Source organism: Taibaiella chishuiensis, from assembly GCF_003014535.1.
In the GTDB taxonomy this organism is placed as follows: Bacteria; Bacteroidota; Bacteroidia; order Chitinophagales; family Chitinophagaceae; genus Taibaiella; species Taibaiella chishuiensis.
This window is the reverse complement of the sequence record NZ_PYGD01000006.1, coordinates 45327-58576: the sequence shown is the minus strand read 5'-3', so window position 1 is coordinate 58576 and position 13250 is coordinate 45327. Positions and strand designations below refer to the sequence as shown.

At 40.0% G+C, this 13250-nt stretch carries 10 protein-coding genes, 2 tRNA genes and 1 pseudogene; 4 read left to right on the top strand and 9 right to left on the bottom strand.

Annotation, left to right across the window (positions count from 1 at the left end):
- Positions 1–69 precede the first annotated feature (69 nt).
- From gwsS to B0I18_RS15480, 4 genes are all read right to left on the bottom strand, one after another.
- Positions 70–1245, bottom strand: a complete 1176-nt coding sequence (gene gwsS, locus B0I18_RS15495) for a grasp-with-spasm system SPASM domain peptide maturase (RefSeq protein WP_106523646.1) — start codon at positions 1243–1245, stop codon at positions 70–72.
- A gap of 128 nt (positions 1246–1373) precedes the next feature.
- Positions 1374–2348 carry a grasp-with-spasm system ATP-grasp peptide maturase gene (gene gwsG / locus B0I18_RS15490; protein ID WP_106523645.1) on the bottom strand — a complete coding sequence of 325 codons (975 nt, stop codon included), beginning with the start codon at positions 2346–2348 and terminating at the stop codon, positions 1374–1376.
- Between the two features lie 11 nt (positions 2349–2359).
- A complete protein-coding gene (locus B0I18_RS15485) occupies positions 2360–3469 on the bottom strand; it encodes a hypothetical protein (protein WP_106523644.1) in 1110 nt (369 codons plus the stop codon).
- 67 nt (positions 3470–3536) lie between these two features.
- Positions 3537–3737 carry a hypothetical protein gene (locus B0I18_RS15480; protein ID WP_106523643.1) on the bottom strand — a complete coding sequence of 67 codons (201 nt, stop codon included), beginning with the start codon at positions 3735–3737 and terminating at the stop codon, positions 3537–3539.
- A 667-nt stretch (positions 3738–4404) separates the two neighbouring features.
- Here B0I18_RS15480 and B0I18_RS25520 point away from each other — a divergent pair.
- The 3 genes from B0I18_RS25520 (at position 4405) to B0I18_RS15470 (ending at position 8137) form a co-directional block, all read left to right on the top strand.
- Positions 4405–4617 (top strand): class I lanthipeptide, encoded by a 213-nt coding sequence (locus B0I18_RS25520; RefSeq protein ID WP_219905988.1) that lies wholly within the window; start codon positions 4405–4407, stop codon positions 4615–4617.
- 102 nt (positions 4618–4719) lie between these two features.
- Complete coding sequence (locus B0I18_RS15475) at positions 4720–6120, top strand: S41 family peptidase (protein ID WP_146146761.1); 1401 nt, start codon at positions 4720–4722, stop codon at positions 6118–6120.
- A complete protein-coding gene (locus tag B0I18_RS15470; RefSeq protein ID WP_106523641.1) occupies positions 6113–8137 on the top strand; it encodes an ATP-binding response regulator in 2025 nt (674 codons plus the stop codon). Before B0I18_RS15475 ends, B0I18_RS15470 begins: the two co-directional genes overlap by 8 nt.
- Positions 8138–8150: 13 nt before the next feature.
- Here B0I18_RS15470 and B0I18_RS15465 read toward each other — a convergent pair whose 3' ends face one another.
- Complete coding sequence (locus B0I18_RS15465) at positions 8151–8801, bottom strand: hypothetical protein (protein ID WP_106523640.1); 651 nt, start codon at positions 8799–8801, stop codon at positions 8151–8153.
- A 66-nt stretch (positions 8802–8867) separates the two neighbouring features.
- Entirely contained in the window at positions 8868–9611 is a 744-nt protein-coding gene (locus tag B0I18_RS15460) for a hypothetical protein (RefSeq protein ID WP_106523639.1), read from the bottom strand.
- Between the two features lie 318 nt (positions 9612–9929).
- Between B0I18_RS15460 and B0I18_RS25515 the strand changes: the two are divergent.
- Positions 9930–10664 (top strand): annotated as a pseudogene (locus B0I18_RS25515) (recombinase family protein); the annotation flags it as partial.
- Between the two features lie 781 nt (positions 10665–11445).
- On the opposite strand, the gene B0I18_RS15445 reads toward B0I18_RS25515, so the two are convergent.
- The 3 genes from B0I18_RS15445 to dnaA form a co-directional block, all read right to left on the bottom strand.
- A tRNA-Pro gene (locus tag B0I18_RS15445) sits at positions 11446–11519 on the bottom strand.
- A 40-nt stretch (positions 11520–11559) separates the two neighbouring features.
- Positions 11560–11648 (bottom strand) — tRNA-Ser (locus B0I18_RS15440).
- 103 nt (positions 11649–11751) lie between these two features.
- Positions 11752–13224, bottom strand: a complete 1473-nt coding sequence (dnaA, locus tag B0I18_RS15435; RefSeq protein ID WP_106523637.1) for a chromosomal replication initiator protein DnaA — start codon at positions 13222–13224, stop codon at positions 11752–11754.
- Positions 13225–13250: the final 26 nt, after the last annotated feature.

Below are 13250 nucleotides of genomic sequence, written 5' to 3'. Positions count from 1 at the left end.
TGTTCAAATTCAATATTGGACGAGCTAAACATCTAATCTGCCAACGGTGCTATCAGACTATCTTTGGTTCTAAAAAGCTGGTTTTTCGAGACCGTAAAAATTAATACCTTTCTGTTTCAATGGATGCGTACTCCATTCGGCCCATTCACAAATGTAGGGGTCATAACCACATTTTAAAGGCTTGCTGTAAACATCTCCTGGATCTTCCAGGTAAGCCCGGCAGTCAGTGCAAACATGCCGGAATTCACAATCTTTACAGATAGAAACCTGGTCTTTGGTAATGTTCCAGTACTTTTTAAACCCCGGTTTTCCTATCGCTTCAACCAAGGTGGTGTCGCCGATATTGCCATAACTTTCCTTCATCGAAGGACAATTTTTTACGTCCCCCTGTATGTCTATACTTATCTTCCTGTTTAAACAGCTATTGAAATTAAGCGATTCTGTATAGGTGGTTATATTCGTTGAAAACATTCCCTGGTCGATAATACCGCAATGTGTTGCTGCATTGATTTGTTCGCTGGTATACAAAAGATACCCCATAGCTCTAGCGCCCTCTTTTACTACACAGGTTGATGGGGCTCCCCAACATACCAGGCTACTTATTTTTTTATAATCATTGATCCATTTTCCATAAGTACAGCCACTTTCATAAGCTGTATTCCAGGGCATCAGGATTTCTACAGACTTAATTTGGGAGCCGGTTATAAGCCTTAATATGTTTTCTAAATGCTCTATTGGAGGTATTCCAAAAAAACGAAGTTGTACGAAATTGCAACATAGTTTACTCAGCTGCTCTACGAAGGATTCTGTAAAATAATCCAATCGACCGGTTGCCGTATCCAAAATACAATGAGATATATGGGCGGGAAACAGCCATTCCTTATTTAAGGCTGGAAAGCGTTTCCATTCCTGTTGATTGGTATAAAACCCAAGTTGATTCTCCACTAAAGAGTCGATAATCTCCATAAGAAATAGAACCATATCACCCTCCGTTTTCTCCCTTAATTGAACAAGATCTACAGCCTGATCTTCCAGGAATAGATCCGCAAGCGGTTTAGGAATAAAATAAACCGCTCCCTTTTGCAGATCGCATAGGGTAGCACGATGCGCCCCTTTAACCAGGACGCAATTACTATACAACAAAAAATAATCCATGTCAGAATTTGCAGATCTTGGAATAGGGTTTATAAAAGGAAATGGAGGCTGCTTTTCGAGCATTATATTTTCCCAATGAAACCAGCTCATGCTCCGGAACCGCTTGTTGCTCTATGTACTGAAAGGTCCAGGTTGCTGCATTTACAGGTAAGTTTTCGCGATGTGCATCCAACCAATCCAGGAATTCATTGATGGTTTTCTGTCTTTCGCTTTCCGATCTAGCTATCATGCAATAAAAATTTAGCGATTTCCCGTTCAATAGGATAGTTACAATTTGCCGACAACCATTGCAGTTGACCGACAGGGTTGACTTCTAAAAATACATGCTCACCGGAAGGGGTTACAACCATGTCAATAGAGCCACTATTCATAGCTATATGCTGCATAAATCTTCCCAGTTTCTTTTCAATATCTTCCGGCAACTGATAGGGAACACAACGGTTGGGCGTTTCCGTATCATGCTTTCTAAAGTCAACTTTGGTCGCTTCATTCAACTGTGAAAATATGGCCATACTGTAGACCTGGCCGTGGAAATAGAATATCCTTAGCTCATATTTTTTCTCCAGGTATTCCTGGAAAACGGCAGGCAAAAAGTTGTTTTCTTCAGGAAGTGCATTGATCTTATCCTGGTCAAAAATAGCGGTATCGACAGCAATGTTTATATAGCTATTGTCGTCAATCGTTGCCGTTATACGATTGTGCCCAATGGCCTTGGTTATAATCCTGGGATATATAGCGGAGAAGGCTTTTATTGCTTTTACATCGGCGGTGACTAAGGTATCCGGTATCAACAAGTCAACGCCCGCAGCAACGGCAAGATTAGTAAGCTTATTGGTACCGGTATCTTCGAATGAGTTGATATTTCGATACTGTTTGAATACCTGGCTAATACCTTTTGTAAGGTGATCATATTCTTTTTCGAAATAGGTTACAAAACCGGAATAACCCAGTTTAATAGGTTCACTAATTTCGCATGCTAAATGTCCCCGTCTGTACCAATAGGCATTTATAGCGGAACTTTCCGCATCATCAAACAGGTTCGAATGTTGCGTATGGTTGTTAATTCGAAGGGCTTTTGCATTGATGGGATTGGTTCCATTAACACGTTTTACTTGCTCCATACCGAAATAATACAACCAATCCAGCACGTCATCGGTTGTGGATTCGTCCTGCTGAGAGTGTATAACGATCATACTGGTTTGATTTAATGTTCAAGGCCATATTCACATTTTCTGTTTGATATAACATTAAAAGACGATATATCGCTATCGTTATAGGACTTGTCTTTCACCTTTTGCAGGTCTTCTGGGGACATGCCGTCCCATTGAAGAAAAGTTGTTCCATCAAGGAAACGGTAGTATTTGTGTTTCATCTGAAACCTGGCCTTTACGGCTTCCTCTTCTAGCGAGTTCATATATATAGCTGCCCTTGCCCTATTAATCTTACTTTTATCTAATTCGCTGAAGCGATCGACATACAGCACATCATCTATTACAATAAGATCATCCGTTCCAAATCGGGAATAGGATTCTTTTTGATAGGAAGCGACAGTGTCGCGCGTATTACCATAACTTTGGTCTTTCCAATAGCCATAGGTCAGTGCCGGGAAATCGCCATTTATGACTGCGAAATAGAAAACCGAATCCAGCGTTTTCCTATTCGTCCAGGATCTATCGTGCCGGATAATTAATTCGTATAAAGGAGGATTGCCTGGAAAATTATGGTCATAACCGACTTTATTCTCCGTAGGAAATCCTTTTGTAGCGAATAAGTTTTGAAGTTTGATTACATTAAGGGAGTCAAAAACGTTTAATGAATCCTTCCCACCGTTATTATAATCTCCGTGGTATTTTTCTACAAAGTAATGCCTGACATCCTGATCATCCTGCACCAGTTTGATCAGCTGGTTGCGATAAACAGTATCTAATCCAACTACTACCTTGCCACTCAGATCATCCCATATCTTTCCATACTTTTCTTTATTCGGGCCGATAGGAACTTTCGAAATATATCTTCTTAAATTACTGATATTAGAGAAGGCGCCATTTTTTACCAGCTTGGCGGCATATAATTTAAATCTTCCGGTATCATCTAATTGATAAGCACACAATAGAGCGTTTAATAAATCTTTGCCGAGTGGTGAGGGCTTAAGCGAGAAAGCTTTGTCATAATGTTGTATTGCCTCGCTTAATTTTTCATTGCAAACGAGTAGTTCCGCTTCATTAACTAATGTCAAATAAGCTTTAATCTTATTATCTGTTGCAAAAGCAACATTGCTTGCAAAAAGAAGTATTAATAGGATGAGTCTGGTCATTATAAATGGGTTTAAGGTATCGGTTTAAGGCAGCAACACTGCCTTAAACCGATCTTTTCTGTTTTCTTTAGTTTACCCTCTTTTTAAAGGTATATGTGGTGTTCTGGTACACTCCATCGTCGTAAAGAGCGGAGTCACATTCATACTCCATGCCGTTAAGAACACCTGCGGATGTCTCTCTGCGAGACATTGCTCCGCCGTTTATTTTTTGCATACCGCTTTTAGGAAGCGCTTCAATTGCTGGGAAATTCAATGATTGAACTTTCATTTTTGTTCTTTTTTTAAATGTTAGTGATAATTTTTTAACCTTTCAGCTCATCAGATCGATACTGTAAATCGCTACCAACTTTTTGATCCGAAGTGTACTTTTCCGGAAGATCAATTTTAAGGTTACAATTTATTTTGAAATCTCAGGTGTAGCTTTCACCTGATTTGGTCTACCAAAAACCGTGTGATCGTCTTTGGTAAACTTGCTATTCCATCACACCTGGAATAACCATCAATTGATAAGGCAAATTTAGAGGCGGAATGAGGGCCTAACAATAGGCAATCCTGCCTGTTTTTATAGGCAATTCTGCCTATTTATCACTAACTATCAACATTTTAATCCTATTTTTATAAAAATGTATCCTTAGTTGTAGTCACTTAATTACTGAATCAGTTCCCTTCCGTATACAAACCAGACGGCAAAAAAAATCGCAAAAATTAAAAAGAATAAATATCCTAAAACTTTGAACAGTGTCGAATTCTCTCTCTGTATTCTTAATAGTGTTTTGCCAAATAATTCGGAGACAGGATAAGAAATTTCATAATCTAAAATACTGATAAATGTTGTTTGGCTTATTGGATAAAAGTAAATACGTTTGCTGCTTCCCCATTAGGTTAGGCAATACTAGTCAAGATAACAAACTATCTTTAAATACAAATCTTAAAAAATGAAAAAAAACACCTCAGTAAAGAAGTTATCTCTTAGAAAAGTTAGCATAACAACCTTATCCCCTGCATTTATTAAGAATGTAATTGGTGCCGGAACGTCAAGCGACTGCATAACCGTTATTGGGGGTGGTTGCAAACCATCTGGTGCATCTTATATCGATGACTGCAGCGGTCTAAGACCACAGACGTATACCACCTGCACACTTAAATAAGCGCGAACAAAAGTTTTCAGAAATTCTTATTTGGCCCTTAATTGGCGGTACCAGGTACGCTTTAATTAAGGGCTACTCTTCCTTTAATGAAATACTAATACAGTGAAACTAACGGCCTTGTTCTGTTTATTATTGATTCAATGCGTATCGAATGGATACGCCCAGGGTAACGACATTGATTTCTTGATTGAAAAAATTAGAAATGCCTATGCCGGATACCCAGGATTGACTAAAAATGACAAGATCCTGTTTGACAAGTTTGCTCACAAGGTTGCGGAAGAAGAGGAAACTGATACGTTTCGAATGCTTGGAAAGGTTGCGGCTTATTTTGATGATCATCACCTCCAGGTATTTAAGCTTAGCCCCCCTGCGGAATTGGCTTTTGACAGCTTTAAATGTCAAAGTTTACAGAACCGACTTTCTGGGTATTTCAGAGATAAAGCAATTCGGAAGGATAAATATGAGGGTTATTGGATAAACGACGTGAAGAGTACTATAATCGCTATTGTTCGGAATAAATCGAAGCGAGACTTTTATGACATATATTATCAGACTGCAAGAACCGCTTTGGTTCCTCCTGGATTTAAGATTGGTTGTATTGAAAAGCTGCCGTCAGGCAGATATCTAATGGATTTTCAATCCCCAAGGGTAAATACACGTTTTTTTCTTCGCTCGACCTTTCGGAATGACAGTACATTAGTAACTGGTGATTTTACAATTTGGAGGAAGATGGCGACAAACGCAAAGTTCGACTTTCCGAACACTGTTGCTGCTCCTATTTCCACCACTAGCGGGAAGGTGTTGGACAATGATAATTACTTACTAACCCTCCCTGACTTTACCGGACCTAACATCTCATTGGTTGACAGTATCGTTAAAGCTGACAGTGACAAGATAAAGAAATCAAAGACGCTAATTCTTGACATCAGAAATAATCTTGGCGGTACTGTAAGTACGTATAGGACGTTGGTTCCATACATTGCAACTCGTCCTATTATTCCCGTTGCCGGCTACAAATACTGTAGTGCTGACCTGTTACAGCATAGAAGATCACAGATTGCCGAATTGCTAAAACGGAAAGAAGTGGATACTGCCAAGCTGTCCGAACTTGTAAAGGATTCGTCTAAAATTTATAACAATCTCGGGAAATTTGTTTTTGAGCCGGGCGACACGCTAAAGTATGACGGTACAATGCCCATGCCTAAAAATGTGGCTATAATAACAAACTTCGCTGTACAAAGTGCTGCGGAGTTGATGGTCCTTGATTTTAAGCAGAGCAAAAAGGTTAAAGTCTTTGGAGAAAATACACTTGGTGCGGTCGATTACCTGAACGCAATTTCTTTCACCTTACCTTCCGGACAGTACATGATGACCTTGCCCACATTTAAAAGAGAAATACCCAAAGGGAAAAAAACAATAGATTCTATCGGAATAACACCTGATGTTACAATACCTACTCTGCAGGAAAATTGGGTTGAGTTTGTAAAAAAATACTATGAGTGAAGAAAGCTTGTACCATGAAACCAAGAAGGCTATAGCCGATCAAAAAGTTGTTAGCTGGATTCTAAAATACAAATGGCATTTCGTTTTCTGGCCGTTATATCTGCTGTACTGCTACATCACGGACCAGATAATGTATGGAAAGTCGTATTATTTCTCGAAAGAAGTTTTACTGGTGCTTAGCCATCCTTTTTACCTCTTTTACGCCTTTGTTTATTTCCTAAGCACCTTTTCTGTCCGGTCACTAAGACGCATACTTATAAGTATCGCCACATTACTCACGTTAGTAGCTGTTTTCCTTCTCTTGCGATTTTCGCTAAATTTCTATGTTTTCCCTTACATGGATCGGGCGCGAGGCTATGAGCAGGAAAAGCTGATCCTTAAGCAAGAATTAGTGATGGCTTCCTTTTGGCTATGGGAATTTTTCGCGAAAGCGTTAGCCTATTTTTTTGTTGTCAGATTCATGAAAAAAGAAAAAGAGCTACGTAGCGCATTGGAGGAGAACATCAGGAAGGAGAAAATCCTGCATATTCAGGAGATCAATGAAGAAAAGGCAAAAAGCATACGACAATTATATGATCAGCGAGAATCCACATTTATAAACCTGGTGCATGAAACAAAAACCCCGATTGCTTTAATAAATAACTACATAAGCGAACACATTCAAAAGAACGGTGCTTCCCCTGAACTCATTAATGTAAAATCAACAGTATCCAAGTTAAGTCAGGATATAACTGACCTTTTCGATATTGAACGGTTTTCAAAAGGGGTTCAGATGTTCGATCACAATCAAGTCTTTGAAATGTCTAAGCTTGTTCAACATGCCTGCAACGCATTTGAAGCTTATTGTAGTCAAAAGAGCATCGGGCTTGTCAAATCTATTCAGTCTGGACTTTGTATTCAGGCCGACCCGCTTGCGATCAACAGGGTCATAAACAATTTACTGGAAAATGCAGTAAGATACTCATTCAACGATAGTGTAATTTCAATTGACCTTTCCGCGAATGGTAACGAAATCATTTTTACGGTTGAAGATCAAGGGGCAGGAATCTCAACAGAGGAAATCAAAGAAGTTTTCAAGCCGTACCAACTGCTAAATGCACCCAAGCGTAACATTCAAGGTATGGGACTAGGGCTTCCCCTGGTCAAAAATATAATTGACTCGCTTGATGGTCATATAGATCTGCAAAGTAAAGAAGGGCAGGGAACTATCGTTAAAGTGACTTTTAAAAAGTCCGAATCAGAAGCGAGTATCCCGGATCTTAATCTTCCAGACCATCCTATGCTCCAGGAAGATGAACTTAAAGATATTTACTTAGCCGATGACATATCGAGTATTCTGATTGTTGAAGACAATCGCAAAATGAACAGTTTTCTTATTCAAAAGTTTTCTACACGCTACAACGTCAACTACGCCTTAAATGGAAGGGAGGCATTAAAAAAGATTAAGCAACAGGTTCCGGATTTGCTTATCACTGATGTGATGATGGATGAAATGGACGGCTTTGAGTTGGCGGAGATAATACAGAATGATCCGGATTTATGCCATATACCAATAATATTCGTGACAGCTCGAATAACAAACGAAGACCGAAGACGGGGGCTCGATTTGGGGGCAATTGATTATATTTTAAAGCCCTTTGAACCGGAAGAACTTGTCCTTAAGGCAGAGGCAATACTGTCTTATACCCGGAAGCAGGAAATGAAACTTTACGAGGATGCCTATCGCACTATGAAATCCCTAAGAAAGCATCCTTTACAACAACAGATTGAGCCTGTTAAAAATAAATCCAACAATCAGGACAAGGGAACTCCTTTCGAATTTAATTGTCGGAAATATGGTTTAACCGTTAGAGAGATAGAAATAGCCCAACTATTGATTACAGGAAGCTCAGCAAGGGAAATTGCCGTAGTGAAGTTCATTTCAGAGCGAACGGTAAATGCTCATACGAGGAAGATTTACGAAAAACTGGAGGTTTCCAACCGTGTTGAAATGGTACAAGTTATGTCTACGATTTAGCAAATTCCGAATTCTAATTCGAATGTCTTTTTATTTTTTTTAATATTTCAAATCCCTGTTCGCAAAAAGACAATGGAATTATATATGCATTATCCTTTTGTTCAAAGGGGTCTTTTTTATTTATCTCTACGATATCGATAAGCTTTATCATATATAAATTGTCTTTAAGGGGTTTAAAGTTCTTCTGTTCATATACAGCAAATACTACTGGTCTTCCGGAATTCTGAGAATATGTATTTAGCTTTCTTATCTCACTTATGCTTAAATAAAAATATTGTATTTGCCCACCATATATTTTAATGCACTTAACTTCTACATCAGCATTTGCATTGAGAACACAAAAATCAGGTCTTTTTATTTTGCCCATAGCTTTTGTAAAATGTAACATCTTTTCTTTGCCTTGTTCTATAACTTGAACTACAAAAGCATTGTCTTCGGCTTGGTTTTTGAAAAGATCTTCTCCCATAGCTCCTATTCTTGCTATCTGCGTAAAATATTTATTGGCAGGATCATAATCTTTTAGCAGGAAGGGTCTGTCGGACTCTTTGCCCTCATAGATTAAAGTTTTTTCGTTTATATCTTCCAAGTACACCAACCCCCTTATATCTTTTATATAATGAGCAGTGAGCTTATTATCTGTACTCGTAATAACATGATATCCCATTGAATAAAATTAAGTAATTATCACAAAACACCGATTTGTGACGTAAAGAATTTATAATAAAAAATATCAATGAATGTTGAGCGTCCCATTAGCAACTTCCTCCTTTACATAAGCAATCAGTTTATTCATACTTTTAAGTATTCGATCCTGCTCTTCCCCTCTTATTTCAACACCTGATAGATAAGCTCTAAATTCTTCTGCAACTTCTTCTTTTTCCCATTCCATCACCGTTAAGAGCCAATAGGGTTTCTTGCGTTTGGATATGACAAATGCATACATTTCCAAATAGGCAATAGTAACGCTATCGCCATATTGAATCAACCTTTTCCATGCATCATCCGTAAAGAGCTTCTTCATATCCAGCAATAAATCATACAGCACGTTTTTCTTTTGATTGAAGGCGGCCACCGCCCAGGCAAAAGAGGAGCAATCAATATCCTTAAAATATAAAAATAGATTAGGGACGAGCATTTTCTCCGCATACGAACAGAGGTCCTGACCATAAAAGTTATATGCTTCTTTAAATGCTTCTAATGTTATAGCATCTCCGAGCTGCTCAACAATTAATTGGATAAGCTTTAATTCAAAGCCGATAACGTCCTTAAGTTTCGGGGCAATTACCTTTCTGCCAATTTTATATGCATATCGTTCTTGGGAAAGCAGATCGAAATAATAACTTTTAAAAAAAATAGTTTTTTTCCGGTAGGTAACCTGAATGTACAAGGGATATGTTTGTTCTCCGTGGAAATCCACTTCTTTTAGCCTGTCGTTGAAGTACGTTTTGTATGTTATTTTATAAGGACGCTGCATGTCGTATTATTTTAAGAGAGGATCACCCTTTCTTAAAGGATAGATCCTGGTCAAAAATAAATAAAAGTTTGTGTAATTTACATTTTATCAAAACTATTTTTTATTTTAGCTAGGTGAAACCCATATAGGGAATTGTGGAGATTGTAAAGATGGGATTATATGGAGAAGCTAACACCAGAGAAGGTGAGGGAAATTTTACGTGCAAAAAAATGCGAAATATCTGTTCAGCAGGCTACGCAGATATTGGAATTTATGAAGATTTTAGCCAGGTCTGTCATTGGGCGGCATCTGAATAATAACTAGAAAAACCTTTGAACTATGAAGATTGCAGACTTATATATCCGGGTAAGTACAGATGAACAGGCAGATAAGGGCTACTCCCAACGGGGACAGGAAGAGTTATTGCGTAAATACTGTGACCTCAATAAGATCAGCGTAAGAAAAGTTATTTATGAAGATCATTCTGCGAAGACTTTCAATCGCCCTGAATGGAAAGCCTATTTGCTGGACCTCAAAAGGCATAAGGGCAAAAGCGATTTCGTATTGTTCCTTAAATGGGACCGTTTTAGTCGTAATGCGGGCGATGCCTATCAAATGATCAACACGCTTCGAAAACTGGGCGTGGAACCGCAAGCCATCGAACAGCCATTGGACTTATCTATTCCTGAGAACAAAATGATGTTGGCGTTTTATTTGGCAGCCCCTGAAGTGGAAAACGACAGGAGGGCTTTGAACGTAATCGTTGGTATGCGCAGGGCTAGAAAGGAAGGCCGTTATATGGGATTAGCGCCCGTTGGCTACGTAAATAAAACCGATGAAAGCGGCAGGAAGTATATAACACCAGACGGCAAAAATTCTGTAATCCTGGTATGGGCTTTTGAAGAAATAGCCAAAGGTGTATATAACACAGAGCAGATTTTTAAAATGGCAAAACAGCGGGGATTTACCGGCACCAAAAGCCTGTTCTGGTTTGCCATCCGTAATCCCATCTATTGCGGGAAGATTTTTATCAATAAATACAAAGACGAAGAAAGCAGGTTTGTAAAAGGTTTGCATGAGCCGATTATAACAGAGGAGCTTTATTACGAGGTGCAAGATGTATTGGACGGGAGGAAAAGAGGTACCTACCGGCTTAAAGTTGTTTCTGCTGCATCATTGCCGTTAAGAGGCTTTCTGACCTGTCCGTCCTGTGGCAAATTACTTACAGGCAGCGCCTCGAAAGGCAACACCAAGTATTATGCCTATTACCATTGCTACGGCGGATGTAAATTCAGGTTCAGGGCAGATGAAGCCAACAACCAATTTGAAAGGATACTTAAGCAGTATATACCAAAACCCGAAATGCTGGAAATCTATAAGGCCGTTCTATTAGAGGAATGGCAGGAGCAGACCGGCGCAATAAAGGACGACCGCAAGCAGGTTGCCAACAAGATTAAGGAAACAGAAGGAAAGCTGGCTTACCTGAGAGAGCTGTTAGTATCAAAGCAGATAGAACCGGAAGATTACCGGGAGATGAAAGCTGATTATACCGAACAGTTGCAACGGCTAAGAGTTAAGGAAGATGCCAACAGTAGCAATACTGTAGATTTGAAAACCCTACTGGATGAGGGATTAGCTAATCTTTTAAAGGTAGGCTCCGTTTATGAAACCGCAGAAGTAGAAAAGAAGAGGGAAATCATAAGTTCGATGTTCCCGGAAAAACTACATTTTGAAAATAGTGCTGTTCGAACCGGCAGGGTAAATGAAGCGGCAAGACTTATCTATCTATTGGATAGCCAATTAAGCCCAAATAAAAAAGGACAAAACAGAAGTGAATCTGTTTTGTCCTTTCAAGTCGGGAAGACAGGATTCGAACCTGCGACCCCCTGGTCCCAAACCAGGTGCGCTACCGGCCTGCGCTACTTCCCGGTGGAAATTCTTGCCGAAAATTATGAGTGAAAATTTTCAGCGGTGAGGGCGGGATTCGAACCCGCGGTACAGTTTGACCCGTACGGCAGTTTAGCAAACTACTGATTTCAGCCACTCATCCACCTCACCGTATTTGTTTTGAAGAACTTCCGTTGCCCCGTTAAGGGAGTGCAAAGGTAATGACAACTTTTCGAAAAATGAAATTATCTGGATACTTTTTTTTGCTTTTTTTCTACATCGCTGCCAATTGCACTTTCTGTTGGATTTCAAGCAGTTTTTCACGATAGCTTGTATCAGTTTCCATCAGGTTTTCTACGGTCTGGCAGGAGTGTATTACCGTAGTGTGATCCTTACCGGTAAAGTGTTCGCCGATCGTTTTTAAAGAGCTTCTTGTAAACTTCTTGGCCAAGTACATGGTAATCTGGCGGGCCTGTACGATTTCCCGTTTGCGGGTCTTGGTCAGCAGGTCATTGTAAGGAACGTTATAGAAGTTGCAGACCATTTTCTGGATGTCGTCGATGCTGAGTTCTTTGAACGATGTCTTGACAAAGTTCTTCAGTACACGCTTAGCCAGTTCGAGGTCTATCTCTTTCTTGTTGAGGGTAGCCTGTGCAAACAGAGAAATAACGGTGCCTTCCAGGTCTCTTACATTGTTCTGTACATTATAGGCAACGTATTGTACCACTTCTTCCGGAATTTCAAGTCCTTCGTTGCGCATCTTCATTTCGAGAATGGCCTTACGGGTTTCGTAGTCGGGCGCAGAGATCTCTGCATGCAATCCCCAACGGAAACGGCTCAAAAGCCTTTCCTGCATGCCTTCCAGGTCTTTGGGCGGCGTATCGCTGCTCAATACGATCTGTTTGCCGTTTTGATGCAGGTGATTGAATATCGCGAAAAATACATCCTGTGTTTTGGATGCGCTTACGAATAAATGAATATCATCGAGCAGCAATACATCGATCAACTGGTAGAAGTGAATAAAGTCATTTACTTCCTGGTTTTTCGAATGGTCGATAAACTGGTTGATGAATTTTTCGGTGCTTACATATAATACCGACTTATTGGGATGCAGCCTGCGCACCTCGTTACCGATGGCTTGCAGCAAATGTGTTTTACCACAACCTGTTCCACCAAATATCATCAAAGGGTTAAACGCTGTAGCGCCCGGTTTCTGAGCGATATGGATACCGGCAGTGCGGGAAAGCCTGTTGCATTCACCTTCTATATAGTTATCAAAAGTAAGATTGGGATTGAGCTGCGGGTCGATCTGCACGCGCTTCATACCCGGTATTACAAACGGGTTCTTAATTTTTAAAGGATCCTCCATCACATAGTCCATATTCACATAATTGCTCTCCTTGGAAGGCTTGGGGTGGGCGCTACCCGGCAGCTGCATGGTAGCAGGCTGGCGTTGCCCCGCGTTTTCCATCTGGATACGGTATTCCAGGCGGCCTTCGCGGCCCAGTATCCTTTTAATCGTTTTTCCTAACAACTCCACATAATGCTCTTCAAGCCATTCGTAAAAAAACTGACTCGGTACCTGGATGGTCAGTACACTATTGGTTAATGCAGCAGCCTTGATCGGCTCGAACCATGTTTGAAATGCACGCCAGTTCACATTGTCCTTAATAATGGCAAGGCATTTTTCCCATGCTACAACTGCTTCCGTTGGTGATGAAGATGGTATGGGTTGGTTTGGAATCATATTGTTCGTCTCCTGTTGTCCTTGTT

Coding starts and splice junctions, on each gene's coding strand:
- B0I18_RS15470 (WP_106523641.1), top strand. CDS start 6,113: ATGAGTGAAGAAAGCTTGTACCATGAAACCAAGAAGGCTATAGCCGAT.
- dnaA (WP_106523637.1), bottom strand. CDS start 13,224: ATGATTCCAAACCAACCCATACCATCTTCATCACCAACGGAAGCAGTT.
- B0I18_RS25520 (WP_219905988.1), top strand. CDS start 4,405: ATGAAAAAAAACACCTCAGTAAAGAAGTTATCTCTTAGAAAAGTTAGC.
- gwsG (WP_106523645.1), bottom strand. CDS start 2,348: ATGATCGTTATACACTCTCAGCAGGACGAATCCACAACCGATGACGTG.
- gwsS (WP_106523646.1), bottom strand. CDS start 1,245: ATGAGCTGGTTTCATTGGGAAAATATAATGCTCGAAAAGCAGCCTCCA.
- B0I18_RS15485 (WP_106523644.1), bottom strand. CDS start 3,469: ATGACCAGACTCATCCTATTAATACTTCTTTTTGCAAGCAATGTTGCT.
- B0I18_RS15480 (WP_106523643.1), bottom strand. CDS start 3,737: ATGAAAGTTCAATCATTGAATTTCCCAGCAATTGAAGCGCTTCCTAAA.
- B0I18_RS15460 (WP_106523639.1), bottom strand. CDS start 9,611: ATGCAGCGTCCTTATAAAATAACATACAAAACGTACTTCAACGACAGG.
- B0I18_RS15465 (WP_106523640.1), bottom strand. CDS start 8,801: ATGGGATATCATGTTATTACGAGTACAGATAATAAGCTCACTGCTCAT.